Origin of the sequence: Iodobacter sp. BJB302, from assembly GCF_002735645.1 — a bacterium.
Taxonomy (GTDB): Bacteria; Pseudomonadota; Gammaproteobacteria; order Burkholderiales; family Chitinibacteraceae; genus Iodobacter.
Genome location: NZ_PDZG01000001.1, coordinates 149,841 through 166,976 on the forward strand (window position 1 = coordinate 149,841; position 17,136 = coordinate 166,976).

17 protein-coding genes and 1 riboswitch are annotated in these 17,136 nt (G+C 50.4%); of the genes, 8 read left to right on the top strand and 9 right to left on the bottom strand.

What is annotated here, in order from left to right; genetic code table 11:
• Positions 1 to 284 precede the first annotated feature (284 nt).
• Positions 285 to 785 (top strand): DUF2938 domain-containing protein, encoded by a 501-nt coding sequence (locus CSQ88_RS00750; protein WP_099396201.1) that lies wholly within the window; start codon positions 285 to 287, stop codon positions 783 to 785.
• On the opposite strand, the gene CSQ88_RS00755 is transcribed toward CSQ88_RS00750, so the two are convergent.
• From CSQ88_RS00755 to CSQ88_RS00790, 8 genes are all read right to left on the bottom strand, one after another.
• A complete protein-coding gene (locus tag CSQ88_RS00755; protein ID WP_099396202.1) occupies positions 765 to 1,421 on the bottom strand; it encodes a glutathione S-transferase family protein in 657 nt (218 codons plus the stop codon). The genes CSQ88_RS00750 and CSQ88_RS00755 overlap by 21 nt on opposite strands.
• Positions 1,422 to 1,533: 112 nt before the next feature.
• A complete protein-coding gene (locus CSQ88_RS00760; RefSeq protein WP_099396203.1) occupies positions 1,534 to 2,514 on the bottom strand; it encodes an ABC transporter substrate-binding protein in 981 nt (326 codons plus the stop codon).
• A 283-nt stretch (positions 2,515 to 2,797) separates the two neighbouring features.
• Positions 2,798 to 3,595, bottom strand: a complete 798-nt coding sequence (gene thiD, locus CSQ88_RS00765) for a bifunctional hydroxymethylpyrimidine kinase/phosphomethylpyrimidine kinase (RefSeq protein ID WP_099396204.1) — start codon at positions 3,593 to 3,595, stop codon at positions 2,798 to 2,800.
• A gap of 371 nt (positions 3,596 to 3,966) precedes the next feature.
• Positions 3,967 to 4,608 (bottom strand): thiamine phosphate synthase, encoded by a 642-nt coding sequence (gene thiE / locus CSQ88_RS00770; protein ID WP_099396205.1) that lies wholly within the window; start codon positions 4,606 to 4,608, stop codon positions 3,967 to 3,969.
• The gene (gene thiM, locus CSQ88_RS00775) at positions 4,605 to 5,426 is read right to left on the bottom strand and encodes a hydroxyethylthiazole kinase (RefSeq protein ID WP_099396206.1); all 822 of its coding nucleotides are present in this window, start codon (positions 5,424 to 5,426) and stop codon (positions 4,605 to 4,607) included. Before thiM ends, thiE begins: the two co-directional genes overlap by 4 nt.
• A gap of 26 nt (positions 5,427 to 5,452) precedes the next feature.
• Positions 5,453 to 5,548: riboswitch (TPP riboswitch) on the bottom strand.
• Between the two features lie 79 nt (positions 5,549 to 5,627).
• Positions 5,628 to 8,813 carry a response regulator gene (locus CSQ88_RS00780; protein WP_099396207.1) on the bottom strand — a complete coding sequence of 1,062 codons (3,186 nt, stop codon included), beginning with the start codon at positions 8,811 to 8,813 and terminating at the stop codon, positions 5,628 to 5,630.
• 9 nt (positions 8,814 to 8,822) lie between these two features.
• Complete coding sequence (locus tag CSQ88_RS00785; protein WP_143449370.1) at positions 8,823 to 9,311, bottom strand: molybdopterin-dependent oxidoreductase; 489 nt, start codon at positions 9,309 to 9,311, stop codon at positions 8,823 to 8,825.
• Between the two features lie 139 nt (positions 9,312 to 9,450).
• Complete coding sequence (locus tag CSQ88_RS00790; RefSeq protein ID WP_099396208.1) at positions 9,451 to 10,584, bottom strand: PLP-dependent aminotransferase family protein; 1,134 nt, start codon at positions 10,582 to 10,584, stop codon at positions 9,451 to 9,453.
• 112 nt (positions 10,585 to 10,696) lie between these two features.
• Here CSQ88_RS00790 and CSQ88_RS00795 point away from each other — a divergent pair, with 112 nt between their 5' ends.
• Genes CSQ88_RS00795 through CSQ88_RS00825 form a run of 7 tightly spaced genes read left to right on the top strand, consistent with a single transcriptional unit; the run spans position 10,697 to position 16,168 of the window.
• Complete coding sequence (locus CSQ88_RS00795) at positions 10,697 to 11,140, top strand: MarR family winged helix-turn-helix transcriptional regulator (RefSeq protein ID WP_218962965.1); 444 nt, start codon at positions 10,697 to 10,699, stop codon at positions 11,138 to 11,140.
• On the top strand, positions 11,137 to 12,117 hold the full coding sequence (locus tag CSQ88_RS00800; protein ID WP_099396209.1) for a glycosyltransferase family A protein: 981 nt from the start codon (positions 11,137 to 11,139) through the stop codon (positions 12,115 to 12,117). Before CSQ88_RS00795 ends, CSQ88_RS00800 begins: the two co-directional genes overlap by 4 nt.
• Before the next feature lie 48 nt (positions 12,118 to 12,165).
• Positions 12,166 to 12,627, top strand: a complete 462-nt coding sequence (locus tag CSQ88_RS00805) for a GyrI-like domain-containing protein (protein WP_099396210.1) — start codon at positions 12,166 to 12,168, stop codon at positions 12,625 to 12,627.
• Between the two features lie 26 nt (positions 12,628 to 12,653).
• Entirely contained in the window at positions 12,654 to 13,004 is a 351-nt protein-coding gene (locus CSQ88_RS00810; RefSeq protein ID WP_099396211.1) for a VOC family protein, read from the top strand.
• On the top strand, positions 13,001 to 13,585 hold the full coding sequence (locus tag CSQ88_RS00815) for a hypothetical protein (protein WP_099396212.1): 585 nt from the start codon (positions 13,001 to 13,003) through the stop codon (positions 13,583 to 13,585). The genes CSQ88_RS00810 and CSQ88_RS00815 overlap by 4 nt, the downstream gene beginning before the upstream one ends.
• Before the next feature lie 22 nt (positions 13,586 to 13,607).
• A complete protein-coding gene (locus CSQ88_RS00820) occupies positions 13,608 to 14,573 on the top strand; it encodes a DUF2157 domain-containing protein (RefSeq protein ID WP_099396213.1) in 966 nt (321 codons plus the stop codon).
• Positions 14,570 to 16,168, top strand: a complete 1,599-nt coding sequence (locus CSQ88_RS00825) for a GDYXXLXY domain-containing protein (protein WP_099396214.1) — start codon at positions 14,570 to 14,572, stop codon at positions 16,166 to 16,168. Before CSQ88_RS00820 ends, CSQ88_RS00825 begins: the two co-directional genes overlap by 4 nt.
• 46 nt (positions 16,169 to 16,214) lie before the next feature.
• On the opposite strand, the gene CSQ88_RS00830 is transcribed toward CSQ88_RS00825, so the two are convergent.
• Positions 16,215 to 17,009 carry an Hpt domain-containing protein gene (locus CSQ88_RS00830; RefSeq protein ID WP_099396215.1) on the bottom strand — a complete coding sequence of 265 codons (795 nt, stop codon included), beginning with the start codon at positions 17,007 to 17,009 and terminating at the stop codon, positions 16,215 to 16,217.
• Between the last annotated feature and the right edge of the window lie 127 nt (positions 17,010 to 17,136).

Consider the following 17,136-nt stretch of genomic DNA (forward strand, 5'->3'; position numbering starts at 1 on the left):
TTTATCGCTTAACCCAACATTCTTTTACGCCAAATGTTGGGTTACGCAGGTTTATCCGCTCTTAAATCGGCTAATAAAACTTGCTAACCCAACCTGCAAAAGCGTTATTTCCCGCTGTTTATTTAAGTTAACAGGATTGGGTGAAACCCACCGTTTTTCATGTTTCAGCAAAGCTCGGTGGGTTTCACCCGCCCTAAGCGGATTCAAACACTGGCAATGATTCCGCCGCCTTACCGCTAAAAAACAGATACTCCCATCATAAATAGCCACCAATGGAACAAGCCATGAATGCCGAATCAGAACTCATCCTAAGAATCATCCTTACCGGCGTTGGCGCCACCTTGCTTATGGATCTGTGGGCCTTACTACTAAAGCATTTTTTTAATATTCAATCACTGAATTGGGCAATGGCAGGCCGCTGGATCGGCCATATGCTGAGCGGGCGCTTTAGACATGACAGCATTGCCAAAGCTTCGCCCATCAAGGGGGAATTACAGATTGGCTGGCTGGCCCACTACGCAAGCGGTATTTTCTTTGCGGCCTTGCTCACCGCCATCGCCGGGCCAGAATGGCTGACTCAGCCTGTGGCGCTGACCACCATTATATTCGGCATAGCAACCGTGATTTTTCCGTTTTTTATTATGCAACCCGGAATGGGCGCAGGGCTGGCCGCCTCTAAAACCCCCAACCCTAAGCAAGCCCGGCTTCGCAGCCTGATAACCCATACCATTTTCGGCGTGGGCATGTATGGGGCGGCCTTGGGTTTAAGTTTTTTGCGCGTCTGATTGATACATATCCAAACTCGTCCCTTCCACTTTGCACACATTAATCAGTGACTGGCGCTTGGCTAATTGGCAAAGATAAGGGCCTAAGTTTGAAAACGATAAGGGCGGTGTTTTAAAATCACTCGCCCAGTGCGATAACATAAACAAATAGTAATCACAGACCGTAATATGATCGCCAATTAAAAATGCCTTGCCTTCTAATTCTGTATTCAAAAGGCTGAACATTTCAGTAATACGGCGCTCTTGTGCCTCAGCAATGGCGGCGATGCTGTCTTGCGCCGTAGTGTGTTCAGCCGGATAAAAATAAAGCATTAACTCTGGCTGCAAACTCGCATTTAAATAAAAAAGCCACTGATAAAACTTTGCACGCAACGGGTCTGTCACAGCAGGGATTAAACCTGCCTGAGGGTTTTGCTCGCATAAATAAAGACAAATGGCCGCGCTTTCAAAAACCACTACATCGCCATGCACTAAAGTCGGAATACGCCCCGCGGGATTTAAACGCGTATATTCTGCTGATTTTTGCGCCTTAGTTTTTCGATCAACAAGTTCCAGTTCATAACCCACCCCCATTTCTTCAAGAAGCATATGGGGAACCCAGCTGGCATTTCGGGGGTAATAATAAAGTTTATACACGCCTTCAACCCCATGTTATTTCTGTATAAATTCTTATTTCACGCATAATCAGCAAATAAAATATAAATATGCCGCTTAATTCAGCACATTTCCAAGCAATATGCGCGGCAGATTATTCAACAAAAACAGCATTCTGACGCATATCTGCAGGCAGCTGAATTTTCCAGCGCGCCAGCTCATGGCGGCTAAAAACAAAAGTGCCTTCCTGCAAAAATACAGGCCAGTAAGAGCCGGGCAAACGGTCGGGGTTTTGTAATATTTTTTCTGCCATATCTGCGGCAGCTTTTCCCTGCGACGCCCCCTGCAGCACAAAGCCCCCTACTGATTTACCTTTGCCTACGGCAAAATCCCAGAATGCAAACAAGGGTTTATCCAAATGATTATTTGTCCATGCAAGCACTTCTTCCGCATCGGCATTCAGCCCTTTTTCATTTTTCAGGCTTTGATAGAGACCAATGACTACTGCATCATAATTATTACTTCCAACATCCTCAATTTCTTTCTTCCATTCCGCCAATGACTTACAAAGCTTCACATCAAATACAACATTATTTAAAACCAGCGAAGGACGCCCCATAAATGAATCATTAAAAACAATGCTTGATGTCCGGTCTCCATCAAAAAGAATCAGTACCTTTTTAGCTTTTGGCAATAGTGTTTTAATAAAATAAGATGAGCGCTGAAACAAGGGGCGCTCCAGTATCCCGCTAATATATTTAGGGTCTTTTTTAAAATAAGAGCGGGGGTTTTTATTAATACCTAAATACACGGCTGGGATGGCCCTTTCTTCAATTTTCTCTCCCAGAAACTCCAGCGCGGCATCATCCCCCAATATGACCAAGGCCGGCTTAATCTCATCAATCAGCTTTAGTGCCTTTTCTGCCATTCCAGCCACATTTTCCGGCGGCAGCCTTTTTGTATTCATCTCAAAAAATGTTAATTGATACTTTCGCCCCAGCTTATCGCTGATTTGATTTCTGTATTCTGCATCCCATTTATATTCTTTGTGATAGCTTTCTACGACAACAATTTGCTTGCCAGCCGCAAATACGTTAAAAAAAGACAGTAGTATAAAAATTAAGAAAACTTTCACAGCAAAGCTCCTTGCTCATAAAAACTTTCAGCTGACGGGCATAAACAGCGTCTGTTTCATCATAGCAGAAGCATTGAAAATCATTTCCATAGAAAATTCAGCAGGTCATTTCATTTACTTACAAAACAACCGCGAATTTCACCCTGAACTGGCCTTACATATTGGCGGGCCCTGCCTGCTTATTCATATCAAAGACCTATTCAATACATTCAGCCCGTAATATAAAAAACGATCAAAAAAATGAATTACAAGCCGGGCGCAAAACATTACATACAATCCAGAGCTACCACCATGCCTGAAAGTGATGGACGGGCCCTATTCCATGACCGACTTCCAATTGATCTGCTGCCGCAATTGCAGCCAGCAAATAATGCTTTGCCGCCTGCACCGTACTCCCCCAATCTGAATGCCGGGGACGTAAAGCGGCCAATGCGGATGACAAAGTACAACCTGTGCCATGAGTATGCTTTGTAGCGATACGTGCCGCGGCAAAGCGGGTGGCGCTGGCTGGCGTAATCAGCCAGTCCGGGCTTTCCTCCCCGCCCAAATGTCCGCCCTTCATTAATACCGCCTTTGCCCCCATTTCCAGCAATCCATATCCCTGCTCTTGCATCTCTTCTTCATTACGAGCCTCTGCCACACCCAGCAAGGCAGCCGCTTCGGGCAGGTTTGGGGTAATTAAATCGGCCAGCGGCAGAAGCTGATCGCGGATACCAGCAATCGCTTCGGGCAACAGCAGCGGATGGCCGCCTTTGGCAATCATCACGGTATCCAGCACCACGCAAGCGGGCTGGTGCTGGCGTAAGCCCTGAGCCACGGCGCTGACGATTCCGACATTGGCCAGCATGCCGATTTTGACGCTATCAACTCGAATATCGTCCAGCACGGCGCTCAGCTGTGCCAGTACGAAATCAGGCGGCACAGGGTGAACAGCATGAACCCCCTGTGTATTTTGGGCAGTAAGCGCGGTAATCACGCTCATGCCATAAGCGCCCAGCGCCGAAAAAGTTTTTAAATCAGCCTGAATACCAGCGCCACCGCCAGAATCCGAGCCTGCGATTGTGAGTGCATTAATCATCATGAATCCATAGAAGTACGCGGAGGGGTTTCATCACATACGCGTTAAGCAAATTGTTTTTTTATTAGCAAACAGCGAAAAGCATAACAACCACGCTCTTTGCACAGGGCTTTTTAAAGTCCCCTTGAAACACGCAAGCTCCGAACAAGCGGGGCGGGGGATCGCTTGGGAGCGAGGCAGCGAGCCAATCCCGCCTGCCGCCGACTGTCCGCAGCGCAGGGGCTTTCGTGGTTTGCTGTTGTCACTTGGCTTCGTTTCTTGGCGAAGCAAGAAAGGCCCCGCGGTGGCTACCGCTCCAAAATCAATGTGCCGAAGGCACTAAAAAGATCTTTTTGGCCTTGCCTGGCGCGCATGAGATTTCACCCATCATACGATTAAACATCACTGATTTCCCCTTCTAACCTCAATTCTTGCGCCGCTTGCTGCGGATCAGCCTGCCCGCAAATTGCTGAGACCACGGCCACGCCGTCGGTTCCTGCTGCGCGTAAAGCGGCCACCCGGCCAAGACCAATTCCACCGATTGCCACAGCGGGCAGCGGTTTAATCTGCATCAGGCGGGCAAATTCTTCCAAACCAATCACAGGGGAAGCATCCAGCTTGGTGCCGGTTGCAAACACCGGCCCAACGCCGATGTAATCAACAATATCCAGCGGCACGGCGGCCATTTGCCCGGCATTGGATGTTGATAAACCTAATATTTTATTCGGGCCAATCAGCTGGCGGGCCATTTCCGGCGCGATATCCTGCTGGCCCACATGCACGCCCGCCGCATCCGCCAGCAGCGCCACATCGATATGATCATTAATGATTAAGGGAATATTGAGCGGATCAAGCGCGGCTTTCAGGGCAAAAGCGGCAGAAACCCACTGGCGTTTTTTCCATTTTGGCGCACGCAATTGCACAATGGTCACGCCACCCGCCACCGCCGCCAGGGCAGTGGCCACCATACCCTCTTCACCGCCACAGAGATCAGGATCAAGAACTAAATAAAGAGACAGATTAAAAGCCGGCTTCATTCATCCACCGCCTTCAGCATGGCTGGCTGCATGATATAGAGCGCGTCTAAAAAGGCGGGCAGAAAAGTGCCGGGGCCATCGCAGGCGGATTCGGCGCGCTCACCGGCAATGGACATCACCGCACATGCCGCGGCCACTGCTGCCAAGCGATCTGTTGCCCCTGCTACAAATGCAGCCGTTACCGCCGATAAGGCGCAGCCTGTACCCACAACGCGTGTCATCAGTGCATGCCCCCATGGCACAGCCCATGTCACCTCACCATCGCTGACATAATCCACCTCGCCCGTGACCGCCACAATGGCTCCGGTTTGCCGGGCAAGCCGCTGAGCGGCAGCAATAGCCAGCGCAGAATGCGCCGTGCTGTCCACCCCCTTGCCACTTGCGTCTTCTCCGGCCAGGCACATGATTTCTGAAGCATTACCACGAATCACGGCAGGCCTTTGCTTAAGCAAATCATGCAAAGCCTCTGTGCGGTAAGCCAGCACCCCCGCTGCCACAGGATCAAGCGCCCATGGCGTGCCCGCAGTATTGGCTGCGGCAACTGCTTTTTTCATTGCAGCAAGGCGGGCCGGATAGAGCGTACCTACATTAATCAGCAGTGCATCGGCCATGGCGGCAAACTCGGCGACTTCTTCTTCGGCCACAATCATGGCGGGAGATGCACCCAGCGCCAGCAATACATTGGCAGTCACCGACTGCACTACTTCATTACTCAGGCAATGAACAAGAGGCGCAGCAGCACGCAGGCGGGCTAATTCTTCGCCCACGCGATGCAAAGGAAACTGAGGAATAAGCGCAATGGTGTGTAAATCAGACATTTGAGTTCCTTGAGCAGAAAGCCTGCGCCAAGGAGCGCCGACTTCCCTACGCTGGCATGATCCAGATCAGGTAACGGGTATTTCTCAGCCGCTGGTTATCAGCGGCACCCCGAGTCAGGCAGACATTTTGCGGATAATCAGCCGGGCAGACAAGCGTAAAAGATCAAATTTTGCGCATAAAAAACGCAAAAAACATGAATTTCACCCCGGTGCATGCAAAGCCAGCTGTGCCTTTACCCGGCTGAGCAATAAAGGCAGGCAAAGCGGCTTTGCCATATAGTCGGCGGCCCCCAGCTCCATACCGCGCATTTCATCATCCGCATCAGATCTGGCCGACATAAAAATAACGGGGATATTCACCGTTCGCTCATCGGCTTTTAATCGGCGGCATACTTCATAGCCATCTATTTCCGGCATCAGAATATCCAGCAAAATCAAACGGGGCAAAGGATCTTGCGCCAGCATTTCCAGCGCTTGTGCACCATGATGCGCGACGCGGATATTGAACTCCTTACCCAGCATTCGCTCAATCAACAATAAATTCATGGGCGTATCATCCACAGCCAAAATGGTGACATCCGGCGCTTTGGCCAGCACTGCGGGCTCACTGGCGTCCGCCACATGGTTCATTCCATCGAGCGCCACAATCAAATCGACTAAAAACCCCAGCAAATTACTTGAAAAAGCCTCCAGCATCGGTTTTAACATGGCATCGCCTGGATGGTGCCGAACCAATGACTCAAGCTCAGCCGCCAAATCAGCCAGGTCAACCGCACCAATACTCGCTGCAATCGATTTACTGCTGTGCAGCAAACGCTCTGCAGTCAGCACATCTTTTTCTTCCAGCGCCACATTAATTTCTGTAATGACAGCGGATTGCCCATGAATAAATTTTCTGAGCATTTCCAGATAAAGTGTTTCTTTCCCCAACACCCGCCGTGAGCCTGCCGCCACATCCAGCCCAGGCACATCCAATGCCTCCAGTTTGCTTTTTAAGACCAGATCACTGTTTTTTCCCGGCACAGACAAAACACCGCACTGCAGATTAACCGGCCGGGGAGGAATCCAGCGCAGCAGCGCCATCCATAAATCATGCGGCTCTATGGGTTTAGCCACATGCCCGTTCATCCCTGCTGCAGCACATCGCTCCTGATCGGCCTGCATGGCATTGGCCGTCATCGCCACAATGGGCAGAGACGCAAAATCCGGCCATCCCCTGATTTTTTGCGTTGCAGCGATGCCATCCATTACAGGCATTTGCATATCCATCAGCACCAGATCATAAGAAACCTGTTGCACCTTATTGAGCGCCTGCTGGCCATTTTCAGCCAAATCAACAATAAAACCGGCATCCTGCAATAAATCCATTCCAACCTGCTGGTTTAAATCATTATCTTCAACCAATAAAATCCGGGCGCCCAAAATGCCCGATAAATCTACCTCGTGGTATTCGCGTACTAACTCATGCACCTCTTTTGCATCCAATACACGCATGGTGGTATCAAATAATTGCGAGGCATTTACGGGTTTGATCAAAATCTCGTCTACAGCGCCAGGATTGACTTCACTTAAAACTTCTTCCCGGCCATACGCCGTTACCACAATTAGGCGCGGCATCACAGGCAAGGCCATTTCCTGAATCGCCAGTGCCGTTTCCCTTCCCCCCATCTGCGGCATGCGCCAATCCAGAAAAACCACTTTAAAGGGATCGCCCGCTGCCGATGCCTGAGCCAGGGCCGCAATCGCCGCCATACCCGACAAGGTCACCACGGGGCGAAAAGTCATCGATACCAGCAGATCCGCCAGCACCCGGGCCGAATCGGAATTATCATCCACCACCAGCACCGCCTGGTGGCGCAGATCAAGGCTGGGCAGCAGCTCTCTCTGCGCCTGCTGGCTGATCGCAACTCTGGAAGTAAACCAGAACGTACTGCCCTGCCCTACAACGCTCCGTACCCCCACTTCACCCCCCATAAGATGGGCCAGCTGTTTAGAAATCGCAAGGCCAAGGCCCGTGCCGCCGTAACGGCGTGTTGTGGAGGTATCGGCCTGCTGAAAAGATTGAAATAAACGCACCAGCTGCTCTGCAGAGATGCCAATCCCTGTGTCGCTCACCTCCCAATACAGCAGCACCCCGCTTTCATCCTGCTCTTCTACCCTGCAAACTAATTTAATCACGCCTTCATCTGTGAATTTAATTGCGTTATTGGCATAATTAATTAAAATTTGCTCCAGCCTTAAAGCATCGCCACAGAGCGTGCGCGGCACATCGCTGGCAATATCAAATACCAGCTCCAGCCCCTTTGTATTTACTTTTTCAAGCAGCAAATCAGCCAGATCTTCCAGCAATTTATCGATATTAAAATCGAGCATTTCAATTTTTAAATGCCCTGATTCAATTTTAGAAAAATCCAGAATATCATTGATAATACCTAAAAGATGCTGACCTGATTTTTGAATTTTCTCAATATAATCCCTTTGCTTAAAAGTCAGATTTGATTTAAGCACCAGATAAGACATACCAATCACGGCATTCATTGGTGTGCGAATTTCATGACTCATATTGGCCAGAAAATCTGATTTCATCCGAGAGGCCTGATCCGATTGCATCCTCGCGTCTTCCAGCTCTATTTTTTGCACCTGCAAAGAATGATTCAGCAGCGCCAGCGCCTGGGTGCGCTCTGATACACGGCCTTCTAATACTTCTTCATTTCGCTTTAACACCTCAACCAGCTCTTTCTGGCTGCTTAATGCCTCTGCCTGCGCAGCAGCGCGTTGTTTTTCCTGCCTGAGCATGGCCAAAGCCAAGAGCAAGGTCAGCAAGCACTGAAACCCTGTCAGGCCACTGGCCACCAGCACCTGGCGCGTGACTTCTGTGCGGCGGGCATCAGCCAGCTCTGCGGCGGCGATAGTAGCTTTAACACCCAGCTCTCTGATCTGCCACTCCAGAGCGAACAACTTTTTATACAAAATCTGCTTAGCAGCCACATCTAAAACACGATCAGGCGCAGTGCCCAGATAATGATCCGCCTCTGCGGTAAATACATTTAAAGCCTTCATCGTGCTGGCATAAACAGGCTGTTTATCCATCAATATTTTTGACTGCCCCGCCTGGCAGCTGATAATACGGCTTACAAATAATTCGTAGCGAAATGCCAGATCATCGATACTGACTTTCTCTTCATTCATCAGATGAATATCAAATGCAAAATAAAGGCGCTGATAATCCACATTTAATTGAATCAATGCCCACATCGCGTTGTCATTTGCCCGGCCAATTGAATTATTTAAACTTTGAAACTGAGCAAACTGAACGGCAGCAATGGCCGCATAAACAGCAATCAGGCTGCTTACAATAAAAAAAAGCAGCCGTTTGCTCCGCTTCATGCCCACCCCTTACTGAACAATCATTTTTGAGAGCTGCCAAACCGATCGGGTGTAATAAACATCCTGATGCAATTCTTTATACTGGTCAAAAGGATAAACAATAAACAAAGGCCCCTTATCCCGCACCGGCATCGGCTTATCATCTAAAAGCCGGGCAATAATAATGGGATATTTAATGGCGTCCTGAAAAGGAATTTCAACACGATAATCATCAAGGGCCAGCGCTGAAATCTGCGCCCCTTTGGCTCCGGCTGCCGCCAGTACATCCCTTAAAAGAGGCCCGGTAAATTTAACAGGCTTTTCATACCATGGTGTTTTGCTGACAAAACTGTGCTGCGGAAGTTTCGTCAGCATATCCATAGTAAAAGCGGTATTTTTACCACTGTTTTGCTGACTCAATACACCAGAAACAGTAAGTACCACCTTATCATTTGAAGCATCCACAGCAAGGCAAGTAATTGAAAGCAGACTAAGGACCAGAAAGAAAGCCAGTTTCATGCTGATTTACTCCACAGACGTTTACGCAAAAAAACACTTATCCATTACACACTAGTATTGAATACCGTTTCTTGCTTCCTGTGCTGCACAAACCCGCCGACCACCTCACTAAAAAGCCCTTGATCTGCTTACTGGAAACCTACTTAATTAATGAGCCAAGCAATGCAATACCTTGCTGAATCTGCTCAAAGCTTGAATGACTGAAATTCAGCCTGATCGTGCTCGATGGATGAGGAACAGGATCAAAAGCGGAGCCTGGCATAATGGCAAGGCCAGCAGTCAGCGCCTCTTGCATCAGCTGCATCACATCCTGCTCGTTATTGAGTGTCAGCCAGAAAAACAACCCGCCCGATGGCAGCGCCCAGCTGGCTTTATCGCCCAAATGCTGCAGCAGCGCGGCCTGCATCACATCTCTTTTTTCGCGATAGAGCGGCAGGATATTTGCCACATGCTGATCCAGCGAACCATCCTGAAGCAGCTGCGTCACAATCGCCTGACTTAAGCGATTACTGTGTAAATCTGCAGCTTGTTTTAATCGTGTCATCGCCTGAATCAAATCAGGATGCACAATCAGATACCCAAGGCGTAAACCCGGCGCCAGCGTCTTAGAAAAAGACCCCTGGTAAATCCAGCGTGCCTGTTTTAAATGAGATATAATGGGTGAAGGTGCGGGGCCATCAAAAGAAAGATCACGGTAAGGATCATCTTCAAATACCACCATGGATTGTGCATCAAAGGCCCCGGCCAGCGCCTTGCGCCTTGCCTGCGAATAACACAAACCGGTTGGATTCTGAAAAGTAGGCACAAGGTATGCCAGGCGTGCATCCGCCTCTGCCACAGCCTGCGGCAGCAACCCTTCTTCGTCTTGCGCTGCGGTCACAAAATGAGCGCCCATCAGCCGGAATACCTGCAGCGCTGCCAGATAAGTCGGCGATTCGGTCAGCACGCGGGTGTCTTCTTCCACCATTAATTTACTAACTAAATCGATACCCTGCTGCGAGCCATTTACAATCAGAACCTGCTCTGCCTTGCAGGCTATACCCAGCGCTCTGGCCCGGATGGCCACTTGCTCCCGAAGGGCTGGCTCACCCTCTGTTTGCCCGTACTGCCAGATATCATCAGGCAATTGCCCCAGTACCTGAGGTGAAGCTCTGAATAAAACTTCGCTGGCAGGTAAGCCCCCTGCAAAAGAAATCACACCTGGCCGTGATGCGGCAGCTAAAATATCTCTAACCAGAGAAGAAGTAAGACGGTCAATACGTGCAGCAAACATATAACTCACCAAACAGGTCAATAGACATGACCTATTTATGCCGCAGGCACCGCCACCCTGTCAATAAAAAGTGGCGCATACGGCAACAAACTCTTTTATTACGACACACATCATGAACCAAGCCGACACACTCAATGCTGATTTGGAAAGCCTTTTTTACGGCTACCGCACATTTACATCCCTGCCGGACGAAATGCTCGCCCCTTTGCAACTGGCAAGAGTGCACCACCGGATTTTATATTTTGTGGCACGGGATCAGGGGCTGTCGGTGAATACACTGCTTGCACGGCTAGGCATTTCCAAGCAGGCCCTGAACCGGCCACTCAGAGAATTGCAAGCCAAGGGCCTGGTCATTGCCAGCACAGCCCGCCATGATGCACGGGTAAAGAGCCTTGCCCTGAGTGAATCGGGCCAGGCATTAGAAGAGCAGCTTTCCAGCAGTCAGCGCGAATTACTGCAGCAGGCCTTTACCCAAAGCCCGGAATCTGAAGCGGGCTGGAGAAAAATTATGTCTATCCTTGCCAGCAATCAGCGCGCATTCAGGCCCTCGACATGAAGCTGAGCATTGTTATCCCGTTTATGAACCCAAATAAACAGCATTTTTCTGACATGCTGGAGGGGATTGTGGCGGCTGATTTCTCATGTTTTACTGACATTGAAGTGATCTTAATTAACGATGGCAGCCACCATGATTATCAGGCAGAAATCAGCCTGTTTGCTCATGCCGCCCCCTGGCTGCGCATTCACACCATTAAATTAGCGTTTAATCGCGGCGTATCCTGCGCCCGCAATCTGGGCATGGCTGCAGCGCAGGGGGATTACATTGCCCTGCATGACGCAGACGATATCAGCCTGCCGGAACGCTTTGCCCTCTCTGCCCGTTTTCTAGCCGGGCATCCAGATGTGATCGCCGTCAGCGGGGATATGCTGGTTTTTAATGAAGAGCGCACAGAAGAATCACTACGCCTTTTTCCACTGCATCACCATGATATCTGCGTGGATAATTTGTTTTATTGCGCCATGGCCCAGCCCGCAATGATGATTAACCGTGCGCTATGGCTTAAAAGCAATATTCAGTACACAGAAAAAATGGATATGGCGCAGGATTGGGATTTTGTGATTCGCCTCAGCCAGCACGGGCAGCTTGCCAATATGGGCATCCCTTTAGTGCGTTACCGCCAGCATTTAAAACAACGCAGCGCCGGAATCAGCAGCGAATTTGCCAATATTCATGTGCGGGGCATCTGGGAAAAACAGCTGGAGCAATTAGGAGCGGATATTCATCCCGGTCTGTTACACGTACATGGCCATTTATCCCCCTACTGGCTTTGGCAGCTTTCGGATGTTCATCAGGCTTGGGCATTACACCCTGAGGATGTCACTGCATGGGCGCAGGAAATGACGAGCAAAAATAAAATCAGCCAATATGTCAGCGAGCCCATTCTCGCGCAAAAGATATACCGCCTGCAGCGCCAATGGCATGCATGGAAAGCCAGTGGCAATCCGACAACACAGATTCAGTCTTTATTATAAACACACGGCAAATTGCGATTTAATATATATCACGACAAAGGAGGCTTTATGGAAACTAAATCAACCCATGCTATTCCTGTTATTTTCACCAGCAAACAACTTTGCCTGGCTGATGTTGGCGCTTTTGCCGCGGAGCAAACGCCTTTACTCATTGCCGATATTGAGCGCAATCAGCTGGGCTTTAATGGCCCGTGTATTTTTGTGTATTATCAGGTGCCGCAGGATGCGCACAGTTTATTTACACTGGATATTTGTTTTCCGGTTTGCCGCCCGGAGGTGTATACAGGGGCTTTTGCCTGCAAAACTTTAGCCCCAATTGATTGCGCCGCCCGCCATTATCAGGGGCCGCTGACTGATTTATTTAATGATGGCTATGCGCCTTTAATTGCAGAAATCAAACAATCCGGCCGCGCTTTCAGCGGCGAAAGCCGTGAGGTTTATCATTTATGGGAATCGCCGCAATCAAGCCAGAACCAAATTGAAATTCAATTTGGTCTTCTCCCCAACTAAGCATTCCATTGATATGGAGCCCCGCCATGCATCAGCACCATAAAATTAATTATATTGAAATGCCTTCCAAAGATTTAAACAAAAGCAAAGCATCTTTCAGCGCGGTGTTTGGCTGGGCATTTACAGATTACGGCCCTGAGTATTGCGCTTTTTCTAATGAGGGTATTGATGGTGGGTTTTATCTGGCTGATTTAAGTATTTCCAGCCAGACTGGCGCGCCTTTAATTGTTTTATACAGCAGCAATTTAGAAGCCAGCCAGGCGGCCGTGCTGGCGGCGGGTGGCAGCATCATTAAACCGATATTTTCCTTCCCTGGCGGCAGGCGCTTTCAGTTTAGTGATCCAAACGGTAGTGAATTTGCAGTGTGGTCACAATGACGCCCTATGTGGCACTGCTGCCCCATATGCCACAAGCAGAGTGCGAAGCACTGACTGCTGCACTAACCAAGGCCCGCAGCTATTTGGAATATGGCATGGGCGGCAGCACGGTTCTGGCGGCGCAGCTGGGTGTGCCGCGTATTGTATCGATTGATTCAAGCGAAGAATGGGTAGCAAAGGTAGGGAAGCAGATCGCCCCGCTGCAATCCACCAGCCAGATTGAGCTGCTACATGCACCCATTGGCAAAACCATGGAATGGGGCTTTCCTGAAAATACGCACATGCAAAGCCAGTGGCCCGATTACTACAGCCAGCCTTGGCGTTTTGCCCTTGAGGTTGATCTGGTCCTGATTGACGGGCGCTTCAGAGTGCCGTGTTTTTTGTACTCGCTGCTGCAGCTTAAACCCGGTGCAATCATCCTGTGGGATGACTATCTGGAGCGCAGCGAATACCACACGATTGAGCAGCATCTTGTACCTGAAGCCAGCTTTGGCAAGATGGCAAAGTTTATTGTGCCTAGTCACAAAAAAACAGACAAAATATTAAACGCCCTGTTTCAGCATCTTTACGCAGTAGCTTAATGCCACACCCAAGGAATACCTGATGGATCAGCGCTTGAACCTCTACGCACTGGCAGCCAAATACCAGCTTGATACCGCTGCCACACAACAATTACAGCAATTAGCCGCCCCTGATGCGGCGGCGATCGCCAGCCGCCTGCCAAAAATCATAGCGGTGACGGCTGCGGCGCTGTTTGGGCTGGGGCTGGTTTTCTGGATTGCAGCCAATTGGGATACGCTGGGGCGGCTCGGGCATTTTGTGCTGCTACAAGCGCTGTGCGTTTTACTTTGCACCGCCGCCATTGTGCTGGCCAAAGCCCGTATTCCCCTTTGCCTGTTGACGCTCTTATCTGTTGGCGGTCTTTTTGCTTACTTTGGGCAGACTTATCAAACCGGCGCAGACCCGTGGCAGCTGTTTGCAATCTGGGCCGTGCTCACCCTGCCGCTGTGCCTGAGCGCCCAAAGCGATGTGCTATGGGCACCCTGGGCGCTGATCGTCAGCACGGGAATTTCATTGTGGATACACGCGCATACCGGCCACCGCTGGCGGCTTGAGCAGGCCGACACCCAGGTTTTCTTACTGGGCTGGAGTGCGGCCCTGCTGATGACGCTGCTGCTCAGCCCAAAACTGCCTTACTTAAAAGGCACCGGCCACTGGGCGTTTCGCACCTCCATTACCCTGTGCAGTGTCATGATCTGCAGCAGCGCCTTCACCGCACTGCTCGCTCAGGATGTTTTGCTGCTTTACTTTTTAGGCCTGATGCTTTTTGCTTTGGCGGCGGCGGCCATGGCTCAGCCTGCCACTTTCGATATTTATGGCTTAAGCATTATCGGCCTGTGCCTGAATATTTTGCTGATATCCGGCCTGGCCCGCTTACTGTTTAACGGGCATATCAACGACAACTTTATCGGCCAGATTCTACTGATCGGCCTTGCCGCAGCAGGCTTACTCGCCTTCACCGTCAGCAGCTTACTGCGCCTTTCCAGACGCCAGGCCAAAACATCATGAGCCATCCCCTCTTAGAAAAAGCCATCGCCGCTGGCCTTGTGCCTAGAGATGCCCACGTTGAAACGCCAGAGAGCAGGCCATGGCCTGTAGTGCTGCTCACGGCACTGGGCGCATGGCTGGCCGCCATTCCTTTGCTGATTGTGATTGGTCTGATGCTGGGCGACACCATTATTCATAGCGTGGCGGGTCCTTATTTTGTGGGGGTATTGGTTTTGGCGGTAGCCATCCTGCTGCTGCGCGGCCAGGATATTCCATTATTTGTTGAGCAACTGGCCATTCCCGCCCTGATGGTGGGGCCAGCTCTCATTGCTTATGGTCTGTTCACCCATTTACCCAGTGCCCTGGCCTGCACCCTGCTGGCTTTACTGGCAGGCGGGCTGACATGGGCCATCCCCAGACCCTGGCTGCGTGTTTTACTGGGTGCAGCCTCGGCCGCGCTCACCGGCTGCGCCATGCTGATCTGGATTAAAAATGGCCATCGCGATGCCCATTCCGAGCTTTGGCTGGCGCTGCACACCCTGCTTTTGCTGTGGCTACTTGCCAGCGCCGTGCAATACAAAATACTCGACAACGGCGCAAAAGCGCTGATCGCAGCGGCATTTGAGTCTTTTTTTACCGGCTGGCTGCTGGTGATTCTTGCCGGGCTGGCCTTTAGCTCAGGCATGACTTTTCTTGCCGGGGCCAGCCTGAGTAATAGCGTTTTTGCTGAAATCATGCAAGAAGCAGCACCACAGTCTGCAACAAGCCACAACTTGTTCGCGCTTAGCTCAACCCTGCTAGCCCTTGCAGCCGCGATGTTAACGGGGCGCAGCTGGCCAGCACTACGCAGCTACGCTTTCGCGGCGGTGATTTTAGCGGCACTGGCCTGGCTGATGCCTGCGCTGGGCGCGGTATTGCTGGCCCTCTCCATCAGCCTGATGGCCGGGCGCTGGCGCACTGCCAGCAGCGCAGGCCTGGCTTGCGCATGGATGATTGGCACGTTTTACTACCAGCTGGATTGGACGCTGGCCAACAAAGCGCTGTTGTTTATGCTGGCAGGCAGCCTGCTGGGTGCCATTGCATGGCGGGCCTTAGCCCCACCGGCAGCAGCCAGCGCCAGGACCATGATTAGCCCTCAGCAAAAATGGGGTATCGCACTGACCGCTGCATGTGTGTTACTGGCCGCCAATATTGGCATCTGGCAAAAAGAAAACCTGATCGCCCGCGGCCAGCCGCTGTATATCTCACTCGCCCCGGTCGACCCGCGCTCCTTAATGCAGGGCGATTTTATGCAGCTTAATTTTCAAATCCCCTTTAATACACCGGCAGTTGGCGATATAAGCAATCAATCCCGCCCTTTTCTCATTATGAAAAGAGACAGGCAAAACATCGGCAGCGCCCAGCGTATCGATCATGGCGAGCCACTGGCGGCGGACGAATTTAAAATCGAGCTCAGCCCCAAAAACGGCCGCTGGGTACTCGTTACCGACGCATGGTTTTTTAAAGAAGGCGAAGCCAGCCGCTGGGCGCAAGCCAGATATGGAGAATTCAGAGTCATGCCGGATGGGAAAGCCTTACTGGTGGGGCTGAGGGGCGATGGATTGAAGGAGCTGTAGCCTGCGGACACATAAGGCATAAACAAACTGGATCTTTCTTGTCTTTTTATGAAGGTAAAGATCGCCGGGCGTCCGCTAATAACAAGCGGGCTTTAGGGAAGTCAAACTGGTAAATTGCCTCATGTAATGCGGTGTATCCGGAACTTAAGGCAGCTTGTAATACCAAGCGCTGCCTGGAGAATTCTTCGAGCACCTGAGCATCCCCCTCTGCCAGATAGTAATCTATTTTTTCCAGAACACGGGCAACTTCCTGGGCCTGCTCACTATTTATATTTGCGCTGGTCGCTGCGTTTGCCTCCTCAGGAAAGACAACATCCAGCTCAGATATTAATGACTGTAATAAATGGTTAGCTGTGTTAATGAATGGGTCAAGCATTGGCTTTGGCAAATTTTCTTTTAGCGCAGCTTCCAACTCTTCTGTTGCCTGATGAAGGGGCATGGCGCCCACTGTTGCTGCCAGGCCCTTTAAGGTATGGATCAGAAACTGTGCGGTATTTAGATCCCCCTGATCAAGACTCTTACAGATCGCTTCCATTGCTTGCGATTGGGTCGATTTGAATTGCTTAAGTATGCTTATATATAAGCTTTCTTTGCCACTCATATGATGCAAACCTAAATTTAGGTTCACCCCTTCAATATGCTTGGGCAATACCTTAACCGATCGATTTTCTGCATTGTCCGCCGTGGGCTGAATAGTACTTACGTTTTGTGCAGTGCGCGGCTTAAGCCACTTTATTAAGGCTTTCCATAGTTCGTCCGGATCGATGGGCTTTGTTATAAAACCATTCATACCTGCCGCCAAACACCGCTCCTGATCCTCCAGCAATGCGTTGGCCGTCATCCCCCTGTGTCAGGATAGTTGAGATACTCCCTTTTCAGGGATTCTAACTTACTCAGGGGGCTGGTTACTTATCATGTCGCGTATTCCCAAGGCTCGTAAAGATGCCATTTTAAGCAAAATGCTTGCT

What these genes read in the sequence shown, in the direction of transcription:
- CSQ88_RS00805 (WP_099396210.1), top strand. Translation starts at nt 12,166, where the DNA reads ATGGAAACTAAATCAACCCATGCTATTCCTGTTATTTTCACCAGCAAA.
- CSQ88_RS00785 (WP_143449370.1), bottom strand. Translation starts at nt 9,311, where the DNA reads ATGAAACTGGCTTTCTTTCTGGTCCTTAGTCTGCTTTCAATTACTTGC.
- CSQ88_RS00800 (WP_099396209.1), top strand. Translation starts at nt 11,137, where the DNA reads ATGAAGCTGAGCATTGTTATCCCGTTTATGAACCCAAATAAACAGCAT.
- CSQ88_RS00825 (WP_099396214.1), top strand. Translation starts at nt 14,570, where the DNA reads ATGAGCCATCCCCTCTTAGAAAAAGCCATCGCCGCTGGCCTTGTGCCT.
- thiE (WP_099396205.1), bottom strand. Translation starts at nt 4,608, where the DNA reads ATGAAGCCGGCTTTTAATCTGTCTCTTTATTTAGTTCTTGATCCTGAT.
- CSQ88_RS00810 (WP_099396211.1), top strand. Translation starts at nt 12,654, where the DNA reads ATGCATCAGCACCATAAAATTAATTATATTGAAATGCCTTCCAAAGAT.
- CSQ88_RS00795 (WP_218962965.1), top strand. Translation starts at nt 10,697, where the DNA reads ATGAACCAAGCCGACACACTCAATGCTGATTTGGAAAGCCTTTTTTAC.
- CSQ88_RS00820 (WP_099396213.1), top strand. Translation starts at nt 13,608, where the DNA reads ATGGATCAGCGCTTGAACCTCTACGCACTGGCAGCCAAATACCAGCTT.
- CSQ88_RS00790 (WP_099396208.1), bottom strand. Translation starts at nt 10,584, where the DNA reads ATGTTTGCTGCACGTATTGACCGTCTTACTTCTTCTCTGGTTAGAGAT.
- CSQ88_RS00830 (WP_099396215.1), bottom strand. Translation starts at nt 17,009, where the DNA reads ATGACGGCCAACGCATTGCTGGAGGATCAGGAGCGGTGTTTGGCGGCA.
- thiM (WP_099396206.1), bottom strand. Translation starts at nt 5,426, where the DNA reads ATGTCTGATTTACACACCATTGCGCTTATTCCTCAGTTTCCTTTGCAT.
- CSQ88_RS00815 (WP_099396212.1), top strand. Translation starts at nt 13,001, where the DNA reads ATGACGCCCTATGTGGCACTGCTGCCCCATATGCCACAAGCAGAGTGC.
- thiD (WP_099396204.1), bottom strand. Translation starts at nt 3,595, where the DNA reads ATGATGATTAATGCACTCACAATCGCAGGCTCGGATTCTGGCGGTGGC.
- CSQ88_RS00780 (WP_099396207.1), bottom strand. Translation starts at nt 8,813, where the DNA reads ATGAAGCGGAGCAAACGGCTGCTTTTTTTTATTGTAAGCAGCCTGATT.
- CSQ88_RS00750 (WP_099396201.1), top strand. Translation starts at nt 285, where the DNA reads ATGAATGCCGAATCAGAACTCATCCTAAGAATCATCCTTACCGGCGTT.